15 protein-coding genes are annotated in these 14403 nt (G+C 68.6%); 12 read left to right on the top strand and 3 right to left on the bottom strand.

What is annotated here, in order from left to right; translation table 11 throughout:
- The first annotated feature begins 322 nt into the window (after positions 1–322).
- Both WBA97_RS02690 and WBA97_RS02685 read left to right on the top strand, forming a co-directional pair.
- A complete protein-coding gene (locus WBA97_RS02690) occupies positions 323–1567 on the top strand; it encodes an MFS transporter (RefSeq protein ID WP_424229037.1) in 1245 nt (414 codons plus the stop codon).
- A gap of 102 nt (positions 1568–1669) precedes the next feature.
- On the top strand, positions 1670–2875 hold the full coding sequence (locus tag WBA97_RS02685) for a cytochrome P450 (RefSeq protein ID WP_424229036.1): 1206 nt from the start codon (positions 1670–1672) through the stop codon (positions 2873–2875).
- On the opposite strand, the gene WBA97_RS02680 is transcribed toward WBA97_RS02685, so the two are convergent.
- Complete coding sequence (locus tag WBA97_RS02680; RefSeq protein WP_424229035.1) at positions 2865–4091, bottom strand: MFS transporter; 1227 nt, start codon at positions 4089–4091, stop codon at positions 2865–2867. The two genes, WBA97_RS02685 and WBA97_RS02680, sit on opposite strands and share 11 nt — an antisense overlap.
- Positions 4092–4240: 149 nt before the next feature.
- Between WBA97_RS02680 and WBA97_RS02675 the strand changes: the two genes are divergently transcribed.
- The 6 genes from WBA97_RS02675 to WBA97_RS02650 all read left to right on the top strand — a co-directional run bounded on the left by WBA97_RS02675 (position 4241) and on the right by WBA97_RS02650 (position 10129).
- Complete coding sequence (locus WBA97_RS02675; protein ID WP_424229034.1) at positions 4241–4981, top strand: class I SAM-dependent methyltransferase; 741 nt, start codon at positions 4241–4243, stop codon at positions 4979–4981.
- Positions 4982–5045: 64 nt separating this feature from the next.
- Positions 5046–6068 carry a FecCD family ABC transporter permease gene (locus WBA97_RS02670; RefSeq protein ID WP_424229038.1) on the top strand — a complete coding sequence of 341 codons (1023 nt, stop codon included), beginning with the start codon at positions 5046–5048 and terminating at the stop codon, positions 6066–6068.
- On the top strand, positions 6068–6874 hold the full coding sequence (locus WBA97_RS02665) for an ABC transporter ATP-binding protein (protein ID WP_424229033.1): 807 nt from the start codon (positions 6068–6070) through the stop codon (positions 6872–6874). Before WBA97_RS02670 ends, WBA97_RS02665 begins: the two co-directional genes overlap by 1 nt.
- The gene (locus WBA97_RS02660) at positions 6871–7884 is read left to right on the top strand and encodes an ABC transporter substrate-binding protein (protein WP_424229032.1); all 1014 of its coding nucleotides are present in this window, start codon (positions 6871–6873) and stop codon (positions 7882–7884) included. Before WBA97_RS02665 ends, WBA97_RS02660 begins: the two co-directional genes overlap by 4 nt.
- Positions 7881–8942 carry a pyridoxal-phosphate dependent enzyme gene (locus WBA97_RS02655; protein WP_424229031.1) on the top strand — a complete coding sequence of 354 codons (1062 nt, stop codon included), beginning with the start codon at positions 7881–7883 and terminating at the stop codon, positions 8940–8942. The genes WBA97_RS02660 and WBA97_RS02655 overlap by 4 nt, the downstream gene beginning before the upstream one ends.
- Positions 8939–10129 carry an ATP-grasp domain-containing protein gene (locus tag WBA97_RS02650; protein WP_424229030.1) on the top strand — a complete coding sequence of 397 codons (1191 nt, stop codon included), beginning with the start codon at positions 8939–8941 and terminating at the stop codon, positions 10127–10129. The genes WBA97_RS02655 and WBA97_RS02650 overlap by 4 nt, the downstream gene beginning before the upstream one ends.
- Positions 10130–10160: 31 nt before the next feature.
- Here the strand turns inward: WBA97_RS02650 and WBA97_RS02645 are convergent, their stop codons facing one another.
- A complete protein-coding gene (locus tag WBA97_RS02645) occupies positions 10161–10637 on the bottom strand; it encodes a hypothetical protein (protein WP_424229029.1) in 477 nt (158 codons plus the stop codon).
- Between the two features lie 153 nt (positions 10638–10790).
- The gene (locus tag WBA97_RS02640; protein WP_424229028.1) at positions 10791–12257 is read right to left on the bottom strand and encodes a helix-turn-helix transcriptional regulator; all 1467 of its coding nucleotides are present in this window, start codon (positions 12255–12257) and stop codon (positions 10791–10793) included.
- A 129-nt stretch (positions 12258–12386) separates the two neighbouring features.
- On the opposite strand from WBA97_RS02640, the gene WBA97_RS02635 reads away from it, so the two are divergent.
- From WBA97_RS02635 to WBA97_RS02620, 4 genes are read left to right on the top strand one after another with little or no spacing between them, the layout of a single operon-like run.
- Positions 12387–12620, top strand: a complete 234-nt coding sequence (locus WBA97_RS02635; RefSeq protein ID WP_424229027.1) for a hypothetical protein — start codon at positions 12387–12389, stop codon at positions 12618–12620.
- A gap of 6 nt (positions 12621–12626) precedes the next feature.
- Positions 12627–12860: a hypothetical protein gene (locus WBA97_RS02630; protein ID WP_424229026.1), complete on the top strand. Its 234-nt coding sequence runs from the start codon at positions 12627–12629 to the stop codon at positions 12858–12860.
- A gap of 41 nt (positions 12861–12901) precedes the next feature.
- Positions 12902–14164, top strand: a complete 1263-nt coding sequence (gene fxlM, locus WBA97_RS02625; RefSeq protein ID WP_424229025.1) for a methyltransferase, FxLD system — start codon at positions 12902–12904, stop codon at positions 14162–14164.
- A 5-nt stretch (positions 14165–14169) separates the two neighbouring features.
- The gene (locus WBA97_RS02620; protein WP_424229024.1) at positions 14170–14340 is read left to right on the top strand and encodes an FxLD family lanthipeptide; all 171 of its coding nucleotides are present in this window, start codon (positions 14170–14172) and stop codon (positions 14338–14340) included.
- The last annotated feature ends 63 nt before the right edge of the window (positions 14341–14403 follow it).

Here is a 14403-nt window from a genome sequence, read left to right as displayed (position 1 = left end):
CTGTGACGATCGCGGCGTAGGAACCTTGATCATCCCAGGGCGGAGGCCATCACCCATGTCCGGACGACACACCGAGCGCGTCCACACCGGACTTCACACCAAGATCACAGACTTTGACGTTCCCCTGGGTGGGCCGCACTTGTTTCATGGTTGTATCCCGGTGGTATCCGAAGTTCGCGGGCCCGGGAAATCCGGAGTCTTTCTGGACTTTCCGGCGGCGCCGGGGTATTTGTTGCAACTGTCTTGCTGTTACGGGATTGTCGCGTTGGCTTTTGATTCCTAACGTTTCAGGAATTGATCGCGTTGACCGACGGAGGCCCGTGTGCTCGCCGTGTTGTCGAACCCCACCTACCGCCGGTTGTTCACCGCGCAGGTGGTCGCCCTGACCGGTACCGGACTCGCGACTGTCGCTTTGGGACTGCTCGCCTACGACGTCGCCGGTGCGGACGCCGCCGCCGTGCTCGGCACCGCGCTGGCGATCAAGATGGTCGCCTACGTCGGCATCGCCCCGCTGGCCGCGGTGCTGACCGCGTTCCTGTCACGCAAGACCATCCTCGTCTCCCTCGACCTGGTACGTGGCGGCATCGCGTTCGCGCTGCCGTGGGTCGACCAGGTGTGGCAGGTGTACCTGCTGATCTTTCTGCTGCAGGCGTCGTCCGCGGCGTTCACGCCGACCTTCCAGGCGACGATCCCGGACGTGCTGTCCGACGAGCGTGACTACACCCGCGCGCTGAGCCTGTCCCGTCTCGCCTACGACCTCGAGAGTCTGGTGAGCCCGCTGCTCGCCGCGGTCCTGCTCACCGTCGTCACCTACGACGTCCTGTTCGCGGGCACGGCGATCGGGTTCTGCGCCTCCGCGGTGCTGGTCGTCTCCGCGCTCCTGCCCGCATCCCTCGGCCGCGTGCCGAACAGCAGGAGCCTGCGGTCGATGACCCACGGCATCCGGCTCTACCTCGGCACACCACGGCTGCGCGGGTTGTTCGCCGTGCACCTCGCGGTCGCCGCGGCCGGTGCCATGGTCATCGTCAACACCGTCACCTACGTCCGCGACCTGCTCGGCCGCACCGACACCGCGGTGGCGATCGCGCTGGCCGCCTACGGGCTCGGCTCGCTCGTCGCCGCGCTCACCCTGCCTCGGCTGCTCGACCGGTGCCGCGACCGGACGGTCATGCTGCGTGCCGCGGGCGGGCTGGCCGCGGCACTGCTGATCGCGGTCCTCACGACCACCTTCCTCGACGGCGCCCGGTGGCCCGCCCTGCTCGTCGTGTGGGCCGCTCTCGGTGCGGGTGGTTCGCTGGTCCTCACCCCCGCGGGCCGCCTGCTCCGCCGGTCGGCGTCGCCGGCCGACCGGCCCGCCCTGTTCGCCGCGGACTTCTCGCTGTCCCATGCCTGCTGGCTGCTCTGCTACCCGCTCGCGGGCTGGCTCGCGACACAGACCGGCATGGCGACGACGCTGGGCGTGCTCGCCGCCGTCACCATCGCCGCGACCGTGCTCGCCGTCCGGCTGTGGCCCGTGGCGGACCCGGTCGCGGCGGAGGTCGCGGTCGCGACCGCACAGTCGAGGTAAACCCGCGGCTGGTGTTTCGCTCGACCCGCGACCGGACGGGAACCGGCTGATCCGCTCACACGACCACACTGGTGACAACGCGACTGCCGGATGGGGAACTCGATGAGCCGCACGTTCACCACACGCGCCTACCCGTTCCGCGAGGCGGAAGCCCTTGCGCTGGAACCCGAGTACGCCCACCTGCGTGAGCACGAACCCATGAGCCGGATCGCGTTGCCCTACGGCGGTGACGCGTGGCTCGCCGTGCGGCACGAGGATGTCCGGACCGTGCTGAGCGATTCCCGGTTCAGCCGCGCCGCGTTGCTGGACGAGGAGCGGGAGGTGCCGCGCACCTCGCCCCGGCGGCTCGCGGACCCGACGTTGCACACGGTGGACCCGCCGGAGCACAACCGGTTGCGGCGCCTCGTCGCGGCCGCGTTCAGCCCCCGGCAGGTCGAGCGGCTCACCGCGTACTCCCAGCGGATCACCGACGACCTGCTCGACCGGATCGAGGACACGGGCCCGCCAGCCGACCTCATCTCGGGACTCGCGATGCCGCTGCCCATCGCCGTCATCTGCGAGATGCTCGGCGTGCCGGTCGAGGACCGCGACCGGTTCACCGGATGGGTCGACGTGGCGCTGGCGACCACCGCGTACAGCCCCGAGGAGATCCACGCGGCGTTCGCGGCGCTCAAGGACTACCTCACCGACCTCGTCGCGGCGCGGCGCCGGGAGCCCTCCGACGACCTGCTCGGCGCGCTCGTCGCCGCCAGGGACAACGACGGGCGGCTCAGCGAGGACGAACTGGTGGCGCTGGGCGTGACCCTGCTGTACGCCGGTCTCGACACGACGTCGGCCCACATCGGCAACTACGTCTACCTGCTGCTGACCCACCCTGGCCAGCTCGGCGCGCTGCGCGCCGACCCCGGCCTGCTGGACCGGGCCGTCGAGGAGCTGCTGCGCTACACGCCGACCGTCACCTCGGCCGGGTTCACCCGCATCGCGACCGAGGACGTCGAGCTGGGCGGCGTGCTGGTCCGGGAGGGTGACGCGGTGATGGTCAACCTCGACGTCGCCAACCGCGACGAGCGGGTCTTCGCGTGCCCTGAGCGGCTGGACATCACCCGCAAACCCAACCCGCACCTCGCATTCGGGTTCGGGCCGCACTTCTGCGTCGCCGCACAGCTGGCCAAGGCGGAGCTGCGGGTCGCGCTCGGCACGCTGCTGCGCCGCTTCCCCGGCCTGCGTCTCGCGGTCGGCCCCGACGACCTGCCCTGGCGGCGTGGCCGCATGGTGCGCGGACTGGACTGCCTGCCCGTCAGCTGGTGACGGCGTCGCGGTCGGGGGTGTCCCGGCGGAACTCGCGGGTGGTGGGCACCAGCATCGCGGCCACGGGGACGAGGAAACAGGCGGCCGCGCACACCCCGAGGACCGTCGCGGTGCCGTACGCGTCGATGGCCGGCGCGATGAGGGCGAGGCCGACCGGGGCGAGGCCGTAGGAGAGCAGGAAGTCCACAGAGGACACCCTGGCGAGCTTGTTCTCGGCCACTTCCCGTTGCGTCGCGGTGAACCACGGCACGTTGAACAGTTCGATGGCGATGCCCGACAGCGCGTAGGCGACGATGACGACGACGGCCGGCACCGGGAACAGCAGCGCGAGCGGGGCGATGCCGTAGCACGCCAGCGCGGCCAGCGCCGTCCACCCTTCCCTGCGTGGGCGCCACTTCCCGACGATCACCGCGCCGATGAGACCACCGACGGTGTAGGCCGTGAGTCCGGCAGCGAGCACCGCCTCCGTGCCGTAGCGGTCCCGGCTCACCAGGGGGAGCGCGACGGCGGTCGCCGAGTAGCCGGTCGCGATCACGACGGTGAGCGCGGTGAGGCCGGCCAGGAACCACGGGTGCCTGCGTGCCTCGTGCAGCCCCTCGAAGAACGCACGCACGATCCCCGGCTTCGGCCCGGGTTCTGGTGTGGTGGCACGGCCCTTCGGCGGCACGAGCGCGGCGAACAGCCACACCAGCCCGGTGCCGACGAGCAGCGCGGTGATGTCGAAGACGAGCGCCAGCAGCGCGACGATGCCCGGCGCGGTCAGGGTGACCACGCGGACCGCCAGCGCGGTGGCCGCGTTGGCCTGCTGGCGGCGGTCCTGATCGACCACCTCGCAGACCATCGCCTGGTATGCCGGGCGGCACGCGCCCTGGCCCGCGCCGATCACGACCGCGGCCACGATCATCAGCGGCACCGACCGGCCCATGCCCGCCGCGAGGACCGGGGTGGCCAGCGTGGCGGCGAGCCCGGCCCACAGCACGACGCCGCGCCGCGAGTGCCGGTCCGCCAGCACACCACCGACCGGCACCGCCACCAGGAAACCAACGGACCGTCCCGCGAGGACCATCCCGAGCGCGGTCGCGGTGAGCTCCCGTTCGAGTACGGCGAGGCCGAGGACGAACGGGAACGCCCAGGTCGCCAGCCCGGACGCGGTCGTGCCGAGCCAGAGCCGCACGAACGCGGCCTCGCGCAGGATCGATCTTCCAGTCGTTGCCATCGCACCCAAAGGTAGCGATCCCTCATCGCATTGGACTCGCACCAGTCTCCGGTAACTGGGGGATATGAATCCGTCACGTCTTCGGAACTCAACGTGATCGCTGTGCGACATTTCAAACAGACGGATCACACGGGACGAAGGAATTTGGCATGAGCTGGTACGAGGAAGAGGACCTGTGGGTCGGGTTCGCGGAGGTCATGTTCCCCGAAAGACGTGAACAGGAGGCCACCGAGCTGATCGCGTCGTCCCCACTGCTCAAGGTCTCGGCGGGCACCCGGGTCCTCGATCTGGCGTGCGGACCCGCCGTGCACGTGGTACCGATGGCCCGCGCCGGCGCCGAGGTGACCGGTGTGGACCTCAGCCCGGCGATGCTCGAGCGCGCCAGGGCGGCATGTGAACGGGCCGGGGTGTCCGCGCGACTGATCCACGCGAACATGCTCGACTTCGTCGAGCAGGACGCCTTCGACCTCGTGATCAACATGTACACCTCGTTCGGCTACTTCACCGATCCCGGTGACAACCTGACCGTCCTCCGCAACATCCGCGCCAGCCTCGTCCCCGGTGGCGCCGCCGTGATCGACCTGCTGGGCAAGGAAGTCCTCGCGGGCTGGGTCGGTCGCCCGCAGTCGGTCGCCGTGCCGGGTGGGACCGTGTTCATGGAGGACACGATCCTCGACGACTGGTCCCGGCTGCGCACCGACTGGACGCTGGTGCGCGGCAACGAGGTGCGGCGCTCGACGATCCTGTCCCACCTCTACAGCGCCGTCGAGCTGAGGACCCTGTTCGAGCAGGCCGGTTTCGTCGACATCGAGTTCTTCGGCGGCTTCGACACCGCGCCCTATGACAACCACGCCAAGAGGCTGATCGTGAGGGGTTTCCGTGGCGACTGAGGCCGGCCTGCGCCTGTTCGCGGAGCCAGACACCGAGACCGGACCGACCACGCGGTCGCTCCGGCTGACCACTCCCGTCCTGTTGCTTGGCATCACCCTGCTCGTGTCGATCGTCGCCGGCATCGCGCTCGGGCCGACGACCGTCGCGCTGCCCGACGTGCTGCGTTATCTCGGCAAGGCGATCACCGGCGGCTCGATCCACCCCGACGAGGTCACCTCGTACTCGATCGTGTGGAACGTCCGCGCACCCCGCGTCCTGCTGGCGGCGGTGGTCGGCGCGGGCCTCGCGCTCGTCGGCGTCGCCGTGCAGGCACTGGTGCGCAACGCCCTGGCCGACCCGTTCGTGCTGGGGATCTCCTCCGGCGCGTCGGTCGGCGCCACCGCGGTCGTCGTGTTCGGCTTCTTCGCCGGGCTCGGCGTGCTGGCGCTGTCGACCGCGGCGTTCCTCGGCGCGCTCGGCGCCACCGCACTGGTCTACCTCGCCGCACGCAGCAAGCTGGGACTCACCCCGCTGCGGCTCGTGCTCACCGGCGTCGCGCTGGCCTACGGGTTCCAGGCCGTGATGAGCGTGCTGATCTTCATGTCGCCCAACGGGCAGGCCGCCGCGTCGGTGCTGTTCTGGCTGCTCGGCAGCCTCGGCGCCGCCACCTGGGCCTCGCTGCCGCTCGCCGCGGCAGGCGTCGCGGTCGGGATGGTCGTGCTGGTTCGCAAGGCCACCACGCTGGACGTGATGGCGATGGGCGACGAGACCGCCGCGAGCCTTGGCACCGACGTCGCGTCGCTGCGCCGCTGGCTGTTCCTGTTGACCGCGGTGGTCACCGGGCTGCTGGTCGCGGTCAGCGGCGCGATCGGGTTCGTCGGCCTGGTGCTGCCGCACGTGGTGCGGATGGTGGTCGGGTCGGGGCACCGCAACGTGCTCATCGTGGCGCCGCTCGCGGGCGCCAGTTTCCTGGTGTGGGTGGACCTGCTGGCGCGCACGCTGGTCGCGCCGGAGGAGCTTCCGCTCGGGGTGATCACCGCCCTTATCGGTGTACCGGTGTTCATCGTGGTGATGCGCCGTCGTGGCTACTCGTTCGGAGGGCGCTGATGACCCCGCTTTCCCTGACCGTGCAAGGTGTCTCGGTCGACGTCGCAGGCAAGACGCTGGTGCGCGCGCTGAATCTGGACGCCGCCGCCGGTGAGATCGTCGGCCTGCTCGGCCCCAACGGCAGCGGCAAGTCCACCGCGCTGCGTTGCGTCTACCGCGCGCTGCGGCCGTCGGCCGGTGCGGTCCTGCTCGACGGCGACGACCTGGCGCCGCAGGACATGCGGGAGACCGCGTGCCGGATCGCCGCGCTCACCCAGGACAGCTCCGTCGACCTGGACTTCACCGTCGAGGAGGTCGTCGCGCTCGGCCGCGCGCCGCACCAGCGCGGCAACGTCCGGCTCTCGCCCCGCGAGCGCGTGCTGTGCCGGAACGCGCTGGTGCGCCTGGACATCACGCACCTCGCGCAACGATCCGTGCTCACCCTGTCGGGCGGCGAACGGCAGCGCGTGCTGGTCGCGCGTGCTCTCGTGCAGGAGCCAGCGGTGCTCGTGCTCGACGAACCGACCAACCACCTGGACATCCGCCACCAGGTGGAACTGCTGAACTTCCTGCGCGGGTGCGGGTTGACCGTCCTGGTCGCCCTGCACGACCTCAATCTTGCTGCCGCGGTCTGCCACCGGATCGCGATGCTCCGCGGCGGCTCCCTCGTCACTTGTGGCACCCCGGACGAGGTCCTCACTCCGGAAACGGTTCGCGCCGTCTTCGGGGTGGATGTCACCCCGGTCACCCATCCGGTCACCGGTGCGTTGCAACTGCTCTACGACCTCCCCACCGACAAGCCACTTCTCGAGGAGACCTCGCGATGAACAAGCGACGCGCGACCATGGTGCGCGCCACAGCCCTGCTCGCCTCGGCGGCGATGCTCGCCGCCTGCGGAGCCCAGGTCGAAGCACAGAGCCAGAACGGTTCCGATGCGCCCACCGAGGCGACGATCGAGAACTGCGGGGAGAAGGTCACCTACCCCGTCCCGCAACGCCCCGTCGCCTACGACGTGTCCGGGTCGGAGAAGATGTTCGCCCTCGGACTCGCCGACCGCATGCGCGGCTACGTCATGAACTCCCTCGGCGACCCGTCCATCGCGGGCTCGCCGTGGAAGGAGGACTACGCCAGCGTCGAACGGCTCGGCACCTCCCGCGTCACCAGGGAGATCCTGGTCAACGCCAAGGCCGACTGGGTGATCGCGGGCTGGAACTCCGGCTTCAGCGAGGAGCGCGGGATCACGCCGAAGCTGCTGGAGCAGGTCGGCATCCGCAGCTACCTGCACTCCGAGACCTGCTGGGACTTCACCGCGGGCAAGAGCGACATGAGCCCGTTCGACGCGCTGTACGCCGACCTGCGCAACATCGGCGACATCTTCGGTGTCCGCGACCGCGCGGATGACCTGGTGGCCGACCTGGAGTCGCGGTTCGACAAGGTCACCGCGAGCGTCCCGGACGGCGAGGAGCCGGTGCGCGTGTTCGTGTACGACTCCGGCACCGACCAGCCCTACACCGCGGGCAAGCACGCGGCGCCGACCCAGATCATCGACGTCGCGGGCGGCGTGAACGTCTTCAAGAACCTCGACGACGGCTGGGGTGCCGTCGGCTGGGAGGCGGTCGTGAAGGCCGAGCCCGAGGTGATCGTCGTCGTCGACTACGCGGACCAGCCCGCACAGGACAAGATCGCCTACCTGAAGTCCGCGCCGCAGCTCAAGAACACGCCCGCCGTGCGTGACAACAACTTCCACGTCATCTCCTACGGCGACATGGTGTCCGGGCCCCGCAACGCGCAGGGTGCCGAGTCCCTCGGCACCTACCTGCGATCGATCGGGAGGTGACCGCGATGGAGTCCACAGCACAGATCCACGAGCACATCACCGACGCCATCAAGACTCCCGCGCTCGTCCGCCTCGCCCCGAACGTGGTGCTCGTACGTTTCGAGACGCTCAAGGTCTACGCCGCGCTCGGCGCGGTGCGGTCCCTGCTCGCGGACGGCACCGTCCGCAAGGGACAGACACTCGTGGACAGCTCGAGCGGCATCTACGCGCTCGCGCTGGCCATGGCCTGCAACCGTTACGGCCTGCGGTGCCACATCGTGGCGTCCACGACGGTCGATGCCACGATGCGCGCCCAGCTGGAGATCCTCGGGGTCACCGTCGACCAGATGCCGCCGTCCGACAGCCTGCGCCTCGACCAGCGCAGGCGGGTGGCGCGGGTCAGGGAGCTACTCGCCCGCGACCCGGAAATGCACTGGATGCGCCAGTACCACGACCCGGTGCACTACCTGGGCTACGCGGCACTGGCCGACATGCTGCGCGACGCGTTGCCCGGCGAACAGCTGACCGTCGTGGGCAGTGTCGGCACCGGCTCGTCGACCGGCGGGCTCGCGGAGGCGCTGCGTGACCAGGACCCCGGTGTCCGGTTGACCGGTGTGCAGCCGTTCGGCAGCGTGACGTTCGGCAGCGCGCACCTGTCCGACCCGGACGCGATCATCGCGGGGATCGGCAGCTCGATCCAGTTCGACAACGTGCATCACGAGCTGTACGACCGCATCCACTGGCTCGACTTCACACACGCCATGGCCGCCACCGTCGACCTGCTGCGTGAGCACGCGGTGTTCGCGGGCCTGTCGACGGGCGCCGCGCACCTGGCCGCCCGCTGGGAGGCCGTCCGTGACCCGGAGCGGACCTACGTGGTCCTCGGCCCCGACACCGGGCACCGCTACACCGAGCGGGTCTTCGCCCGCCACCGCGAGGCGCTCGACTCGAACACCCTCGCACCACAGGAGGTCACGTCACTCGACGGGCTGACGCTGCCGTGGTCCACAATGGACTGGCAGCGCCGCCCGTACGAGACCCAGGTGGTCCCGGAGCTCAGGGAGGTGACCGCGGCATGACCATCGTCCTGCTGGAAGCACTCAGCTTCGGGCTCGGCAGGTTGGTCGACGCGGCCGCCGGGGCGGGACACCGACTGTGCCTGTTCACCGGCAACCGGTCCATCTACTCGTACGAGCTGAGCAGGCTCGACCCGGGCAGTCTGGACGTCGTCGACATCGACACCACCGACATTCCCGCGTGCGAGGCGGTCCTGCGGTCCATGCCGGACCTGGCGGGCATCATCAACTCCACCGACACGTGGGCGCTTCCCGGTGCCGAGCTGATCGCCCGCCTCGGGCTGCCCGGCCCGGACCCGGAGGCGGTCCGCGTGCTCCGCGACAAGGGTGCGGTGCGGACACTGTTGTACAAGGGCGGACTGAGCCGGTCCGCCGCCGGACCCGTGTCCTCGATCGACGAGATCGAGTTCCCGTTGATACTCAAGGACTCCTCCGGCACGTCCTCCCGTGGTGTGTGGCTGGTCCGCGACGACGCGGAGCTGGCGGACGCGCTCCGGGCGGCGGAGGACACTCCGTTGAAGGGCCACCTGATCGCCGAGCCGTACTTCGAGGGGCCGCTCTACAGCGCGGAGACCGTGACATGGCAGGGGCGCACCCGGCTGCTCGGCGTTTCGAGCCGCCAGCTCTCGCCGGAACCCGCCCGCCGCGAGGAGGCGGCGGCGTTCCCGGTCGCGTTCCCGCCAGGGGACTTCGCGGAGCTCGGCACGTGGATCGGCGACGTGCTGGACGCCGCGGGCCACAGCCAGGGGTTCGCCCACACCGAGTTCATCCTCACCGTGGACGGCCCGGAGGTCGTCGAGATCAACCAGCGCATCGGCGGCGCCATGATCGGAGAAGCCCTCTGCCGGTCGCTGCGCACCAACGTCTACGACAGCATGATCGCCATGGCTCTCGGCGAGGAACCGGGTTTGCTGACACAGCCCATCGACCCCGGCCCCGGCGTCGCGTTCGTGCTGTCCTATCCACCGGAGCCGGGGGTGCTGACCGGGTGGTCCGGTCTCGACCGCCTGCCCGGTCTGCCGGGCTCGCCGGAGTGGTACCCGACAGCGACCATCGGTGACGGGCTCCACCACCTGACCGACCAGCGCTCCTGCACCGGCATCCTCCTCGCCGAGGGGCCGACGGCGGAAATCGCACTGCACAGGGCACTCGCCGCCTGCGCCAGGATCACGCCGCTGACCACGAGGTGACCCCGTCGCTAAACCCACTCACGGGCGCCCTTCAGTGCGTTGAGCGGCCGAGTTCGGACCGCAGCTTCAGCGCCTTCCTGAGGCTGTGCAGGCTCTCGGTCCGGTGCTCCAGCACTTCCTGCCGGAACAGCGAGATCGCGCGATCGAGGTCGTCGAGCCTGCCGGTCCGTTCGTACTCCCGCATCAGCGCGACGCCACTGTCGTGCGGTGAGGCGAGCCCGAAGAACTCACGCACCTTCGGTGGCACCAGGCGGGGGTCGACCGTGTGCAGGTTCGTGTAGAGCGCCTGCGCCAGCCGCAGGTCGGCCCCGCCGTGTTCACGTGGCAGGGCCTCGTACCGGCACAGGTGCAACGCCGCGACGCGCACGAGGCTGCCCGCGTCCGGCTCGCCCGACCGCGTCAGTTCGGTGACCAGGGCGAGCGCCTGTTCGTCGAGCACGCCCGAAGGGTCCCCATTGGCATGCCGGGCGATGCGGGCATCGAGATCCGCGAGGATCCGCTCCTTCATGGCTCACCATCGTATGGGCGGCCACCCGCGCGGGGACCAGCAGTTACCTCAGGGGAACGTGACGGCACTAGGAGTGGTGATTGACCCAGGCGGATCGCAGTTGAGTAACCACGTCTGAGGTGAGGAGCGCAGTCCGGTCTGGGGCGTAGCAGATCAGGTTGTCGGTTGTAGCAGCCGTTGTCTGTCGCGCCAGGCTAGGCGGAGAAGGGTCAGCGCGCTGGCCGACAGCCGTGGGTCAAGGCGGTCGATTGCCTCTTCGGTGAAGGGCATGTCGGTCCGTCCGCCCGCGCCAACCAGTCGGCCCTCGTCATTGGTTCTCACTAGGTGAGCGAACAGTTGGTCGAACACCTCGTCGTCGACGACGGCCACTGTGAGCTGTATCGCGCCAAGTTCCAGGGGTTCGATCACCAACCCGTAGTGCCAAAGATGAAAACGGCCTGCCGCTCGTGCTCGCTCGAACGAGCGGAATGGTTCTTCGCTCGCGTATTCGGTTGGTGCAGTGCTGTTTCCGTCGTGTTCCGGATTGCCGAGAAATTCCTCGGAGAACTCGCGCATGATGTTGCGCCAAAGGGAGAAGTCGTTGGCCAGGTCGGCGGGGTGCATGGAGGATGGCTGAAATTCTCCTGCCGGCATGACGTGGCACAGGCCCCCGCCGTCAGCTACCTTTCCGCCGTCGCGCTCGTGCAGCACGAATCGATGCTCTCCCGACCTGTCCCTTCGTATGGTCAATGTACTGATGCCGGGGGACATGAGAAGTCGTTGGGGATCGAATGGGTCGCCGATCGTCGACCGGAGAGGCAGCGAATCCCACGTGGGAACCGAACGGTCCGAAGTCAACCACGCTGCCTTGAACTCGTGCGCGACCATTTGTTTGACGTTGAACACCTCAAAGAACGTGGTGGTCCCGAAGGTCAGGGACAACGCGTTCTGTGTCTGCACGTTCAGGAGTCGGTAACTCAGGCGGTTTTCCAGGAGCCGAGGACGCACCAGATCCCGAACAGCGCGGCTGTACCCGGCATATCGCTCGCCCCGGTCGGTCATTGGCAGCACGTGATCCAGCGGCTCTATCTGGGGAACTGGGACTTGAGTTTCAGACCAGAGCAAGCGAACCGAATCCAAGTCAACCGGTTCATCCAGCAACCAGCCTCGATCTGCCAACACATGACCACCAGGTGCGCGCTGAGCTACCGGATAAAGCCAGGCGGCCAACTCGGTCAACTCGCGACCACGGACACCGGGTGCCTGCCGTACTCGCAGCCATTCCTCCTGGCTACGTCGCACGCGTTCGGCCGCCACGCGTTGCTGGCCGTGAGGTATGGCTGGTGGTCCTTCAAGCACGCCTCGACGCCACGCCAGTTGGTCAACCTTCGCCTGTTCGCGAAGCTTGAGGAGGGCGCCTCCCGCCTGGAGAGCCTTGTCAAGCGCACTGACCAAGTCGCGAGACGGCAGGTTCTTACCCGCTCGTTCGGCCAGCGAGACGTACTGGCGGGTGTAGCCGACCGCCTCGGCGAGCTGGGGCTGGCTGAGGCCAGCAGCGTTCCGAAGACGTCTGATCTCGTGGGCGAGGAGTTCTGCTGCCGAAGCCGGCTGGTCGTCAGCGGTCGCTCCATCTCCTGTCACAGCCGACTCCGCACGCCTGGGTCAAGGGGGGCAAATACTAGGTGTAGTTGATTGCCTCGTTACGCGATCTTAGCTGCTCCTGGTTCTGTGAGGTCAGCCCGGCAAGACCTCAGGAGCCAGGAGGAGCCCGTGACCACAACCGCGGACAGGCAGGCAGCATCCCCCGAAGGGCTGGCGATGGCGATCCGCCGATCGGTGCCGTTGCTGCCCGACACTGAGCGCTCCTCGCTGCGGCCTGAACTGCTGGATGTGATCGAGAACCGCAAGTCCGGGCTCAGCGCGAACTGGATCGTGGGCTGCCCACTCGACTGCGGGTACTGCGTGCGCCACCTGATCGATAACTTCGGCATGAAGGTGCCTTGAGCGATCATGCGGGAGGCCGAGGCCGCCGAACTGCTGCTGACCTGGCACCACTACCTCCAGCCGCACATCACACCGATCCAACTGCTCAATCGGGTGACCGACCCCATGTTGCCCGTCGTGAAGTCACACACCTTCGAGATGCTGCGACTGCTGGACGAGCGTGAGCTGACCAACCACGTCCACCGGCCAAGTCGGTCGGTCCAGTCGGGGCATGGCCGGACGTACCGATATGGGAAGTAGGCCCAACAGAAAGGCGTAGTCATGTGGCTACTGTTCGTAGCATGACGATGGTTGATGGTTCGCAGGCCGCCGAGTTGCGTGAAGAAATGATCGGCGCGTTGCGTGAGATGGGGGCGATTCGAAGCGATCGGGTGGCCGAGGTGTTTCGGGCGGTTCCTCGGCATCTGTTCACGCCGGGGGCGGCGCTGGCGGATGCCTATGACCCCCGCGACGCGGTGCACGTGAAGCGGGATGACCGGGGGCGGCCGATCAGCACGGTCTCCTCGCCGCAGTTGCAAGGCTCCATGCTGGAGCAAGCTGACGTTCGCCCCGGAATGACCGCGCTGGAGATCGGGTCCGGTGGCGTGAATGCCGCGATGATGAGCTGGCTGGCCGGTCCCGAGGGGCACGTCACCACCGTGGACATTGACTCGGACGTGACCGAGCGGGCTCGGCGGCTGCTCGACGCGGCCGGGTATGAGCAGGTGAACGTCGTCCTTGCCGACGCCGAGAACGGGTTCGCGACGGATGCCCCGTATGACCGGATCATCGTCACAGTCGGCGCCTGGGACATCCCCCCGGCATGGATAGACCAGCTCGCGCAGGACGGGCGGCTGGTGGTCCCGCTGCGGATGCGCGGGTTGACGCGGTCGCTGGAGCTTGAGCGCGAGGGTGACCACCTGGTGAGCCGATCGGCCATCATCTGCGGGTTCGTCGCCATGCAGGGCGCGGGCGCCAATCGCGGGCAGTTGGTGCAGTTGCGTGGCACCAAGGTCGAGCTTCGGTTCGACGACGGCTGGCCCGGCGAAGAGGTACCCGATCTCGAGGGTGTCCTCGACACCGAACGCGCCGAGGCGTGGACCGGTGTGACGATCGGCGGCATGGAGTCGTTCGAGACGCTGCAACTCTGGCTGGCCACGGCGTTTCCTGGGTTCGGCAAGCTGCGGGCCGACGCCGATCAGCGCTCTGTTCTGGTCGACGACGACAACATGTGGTTCGACTCAGCGGTGGTCGCCGACGACTCGGTCGCCTACCTGACGACACGCCGGGTGGAATCGGGTGTCTCCGAGTTCGGTGTGCACGCGTTCGGCCCGCATGCCGCCGATCTCGCCGAGGTGATGGCTGAGCAGGTGTGTATCTGGGACCGCCAGCATCGCCACGGTGCCGGCCCGACCTTCGGTGTCTGGCCCCTCGACACCCCTGACGAGCGGTTGCCGGAGGGCATCGTCATCAACAAGCGGCATCACCGCGTCACGATCTCCTGGCCAGCGGCGACCACCGCCGCGACCGGCCAGGGCAACCAGGAACAACAAGAAGGAGAGTGATCAGCATGACCCTGGCCATCACACCACCGGTTGACGACGTCGACGAGTTCTCGCTCGACCTGGAGGTGATCGCCGACAGCCTGCCGCTCATCAAGATGGACTGCAATACCGACGACAACTGCGGCGGCTCGACCTGCGGGAGTGCCTGCACCAGCAGCGTCACTCAGCCGCTCTGACATCGACCGACCGTCAGGGAGATAGGCCGAGGAGGGGGCAGTGGGCGCGAAACGGACGCTATT

The sequence above is a fragment of the Actinophytocola sp. genome (assembly GCF_049647105.1).
In the GTDB taxonomy this organism is placed as follows: domain Bacteria; phylum Actinomycetota; class Actinomycetes; order Mycobacteriales; family Pseudonocardiaceae; genus Actinophytocola.
Note: the sequence above shows the minus strand (reverse complement) of the source record. Positions and strands in the feature narration are given on the sequence as shown.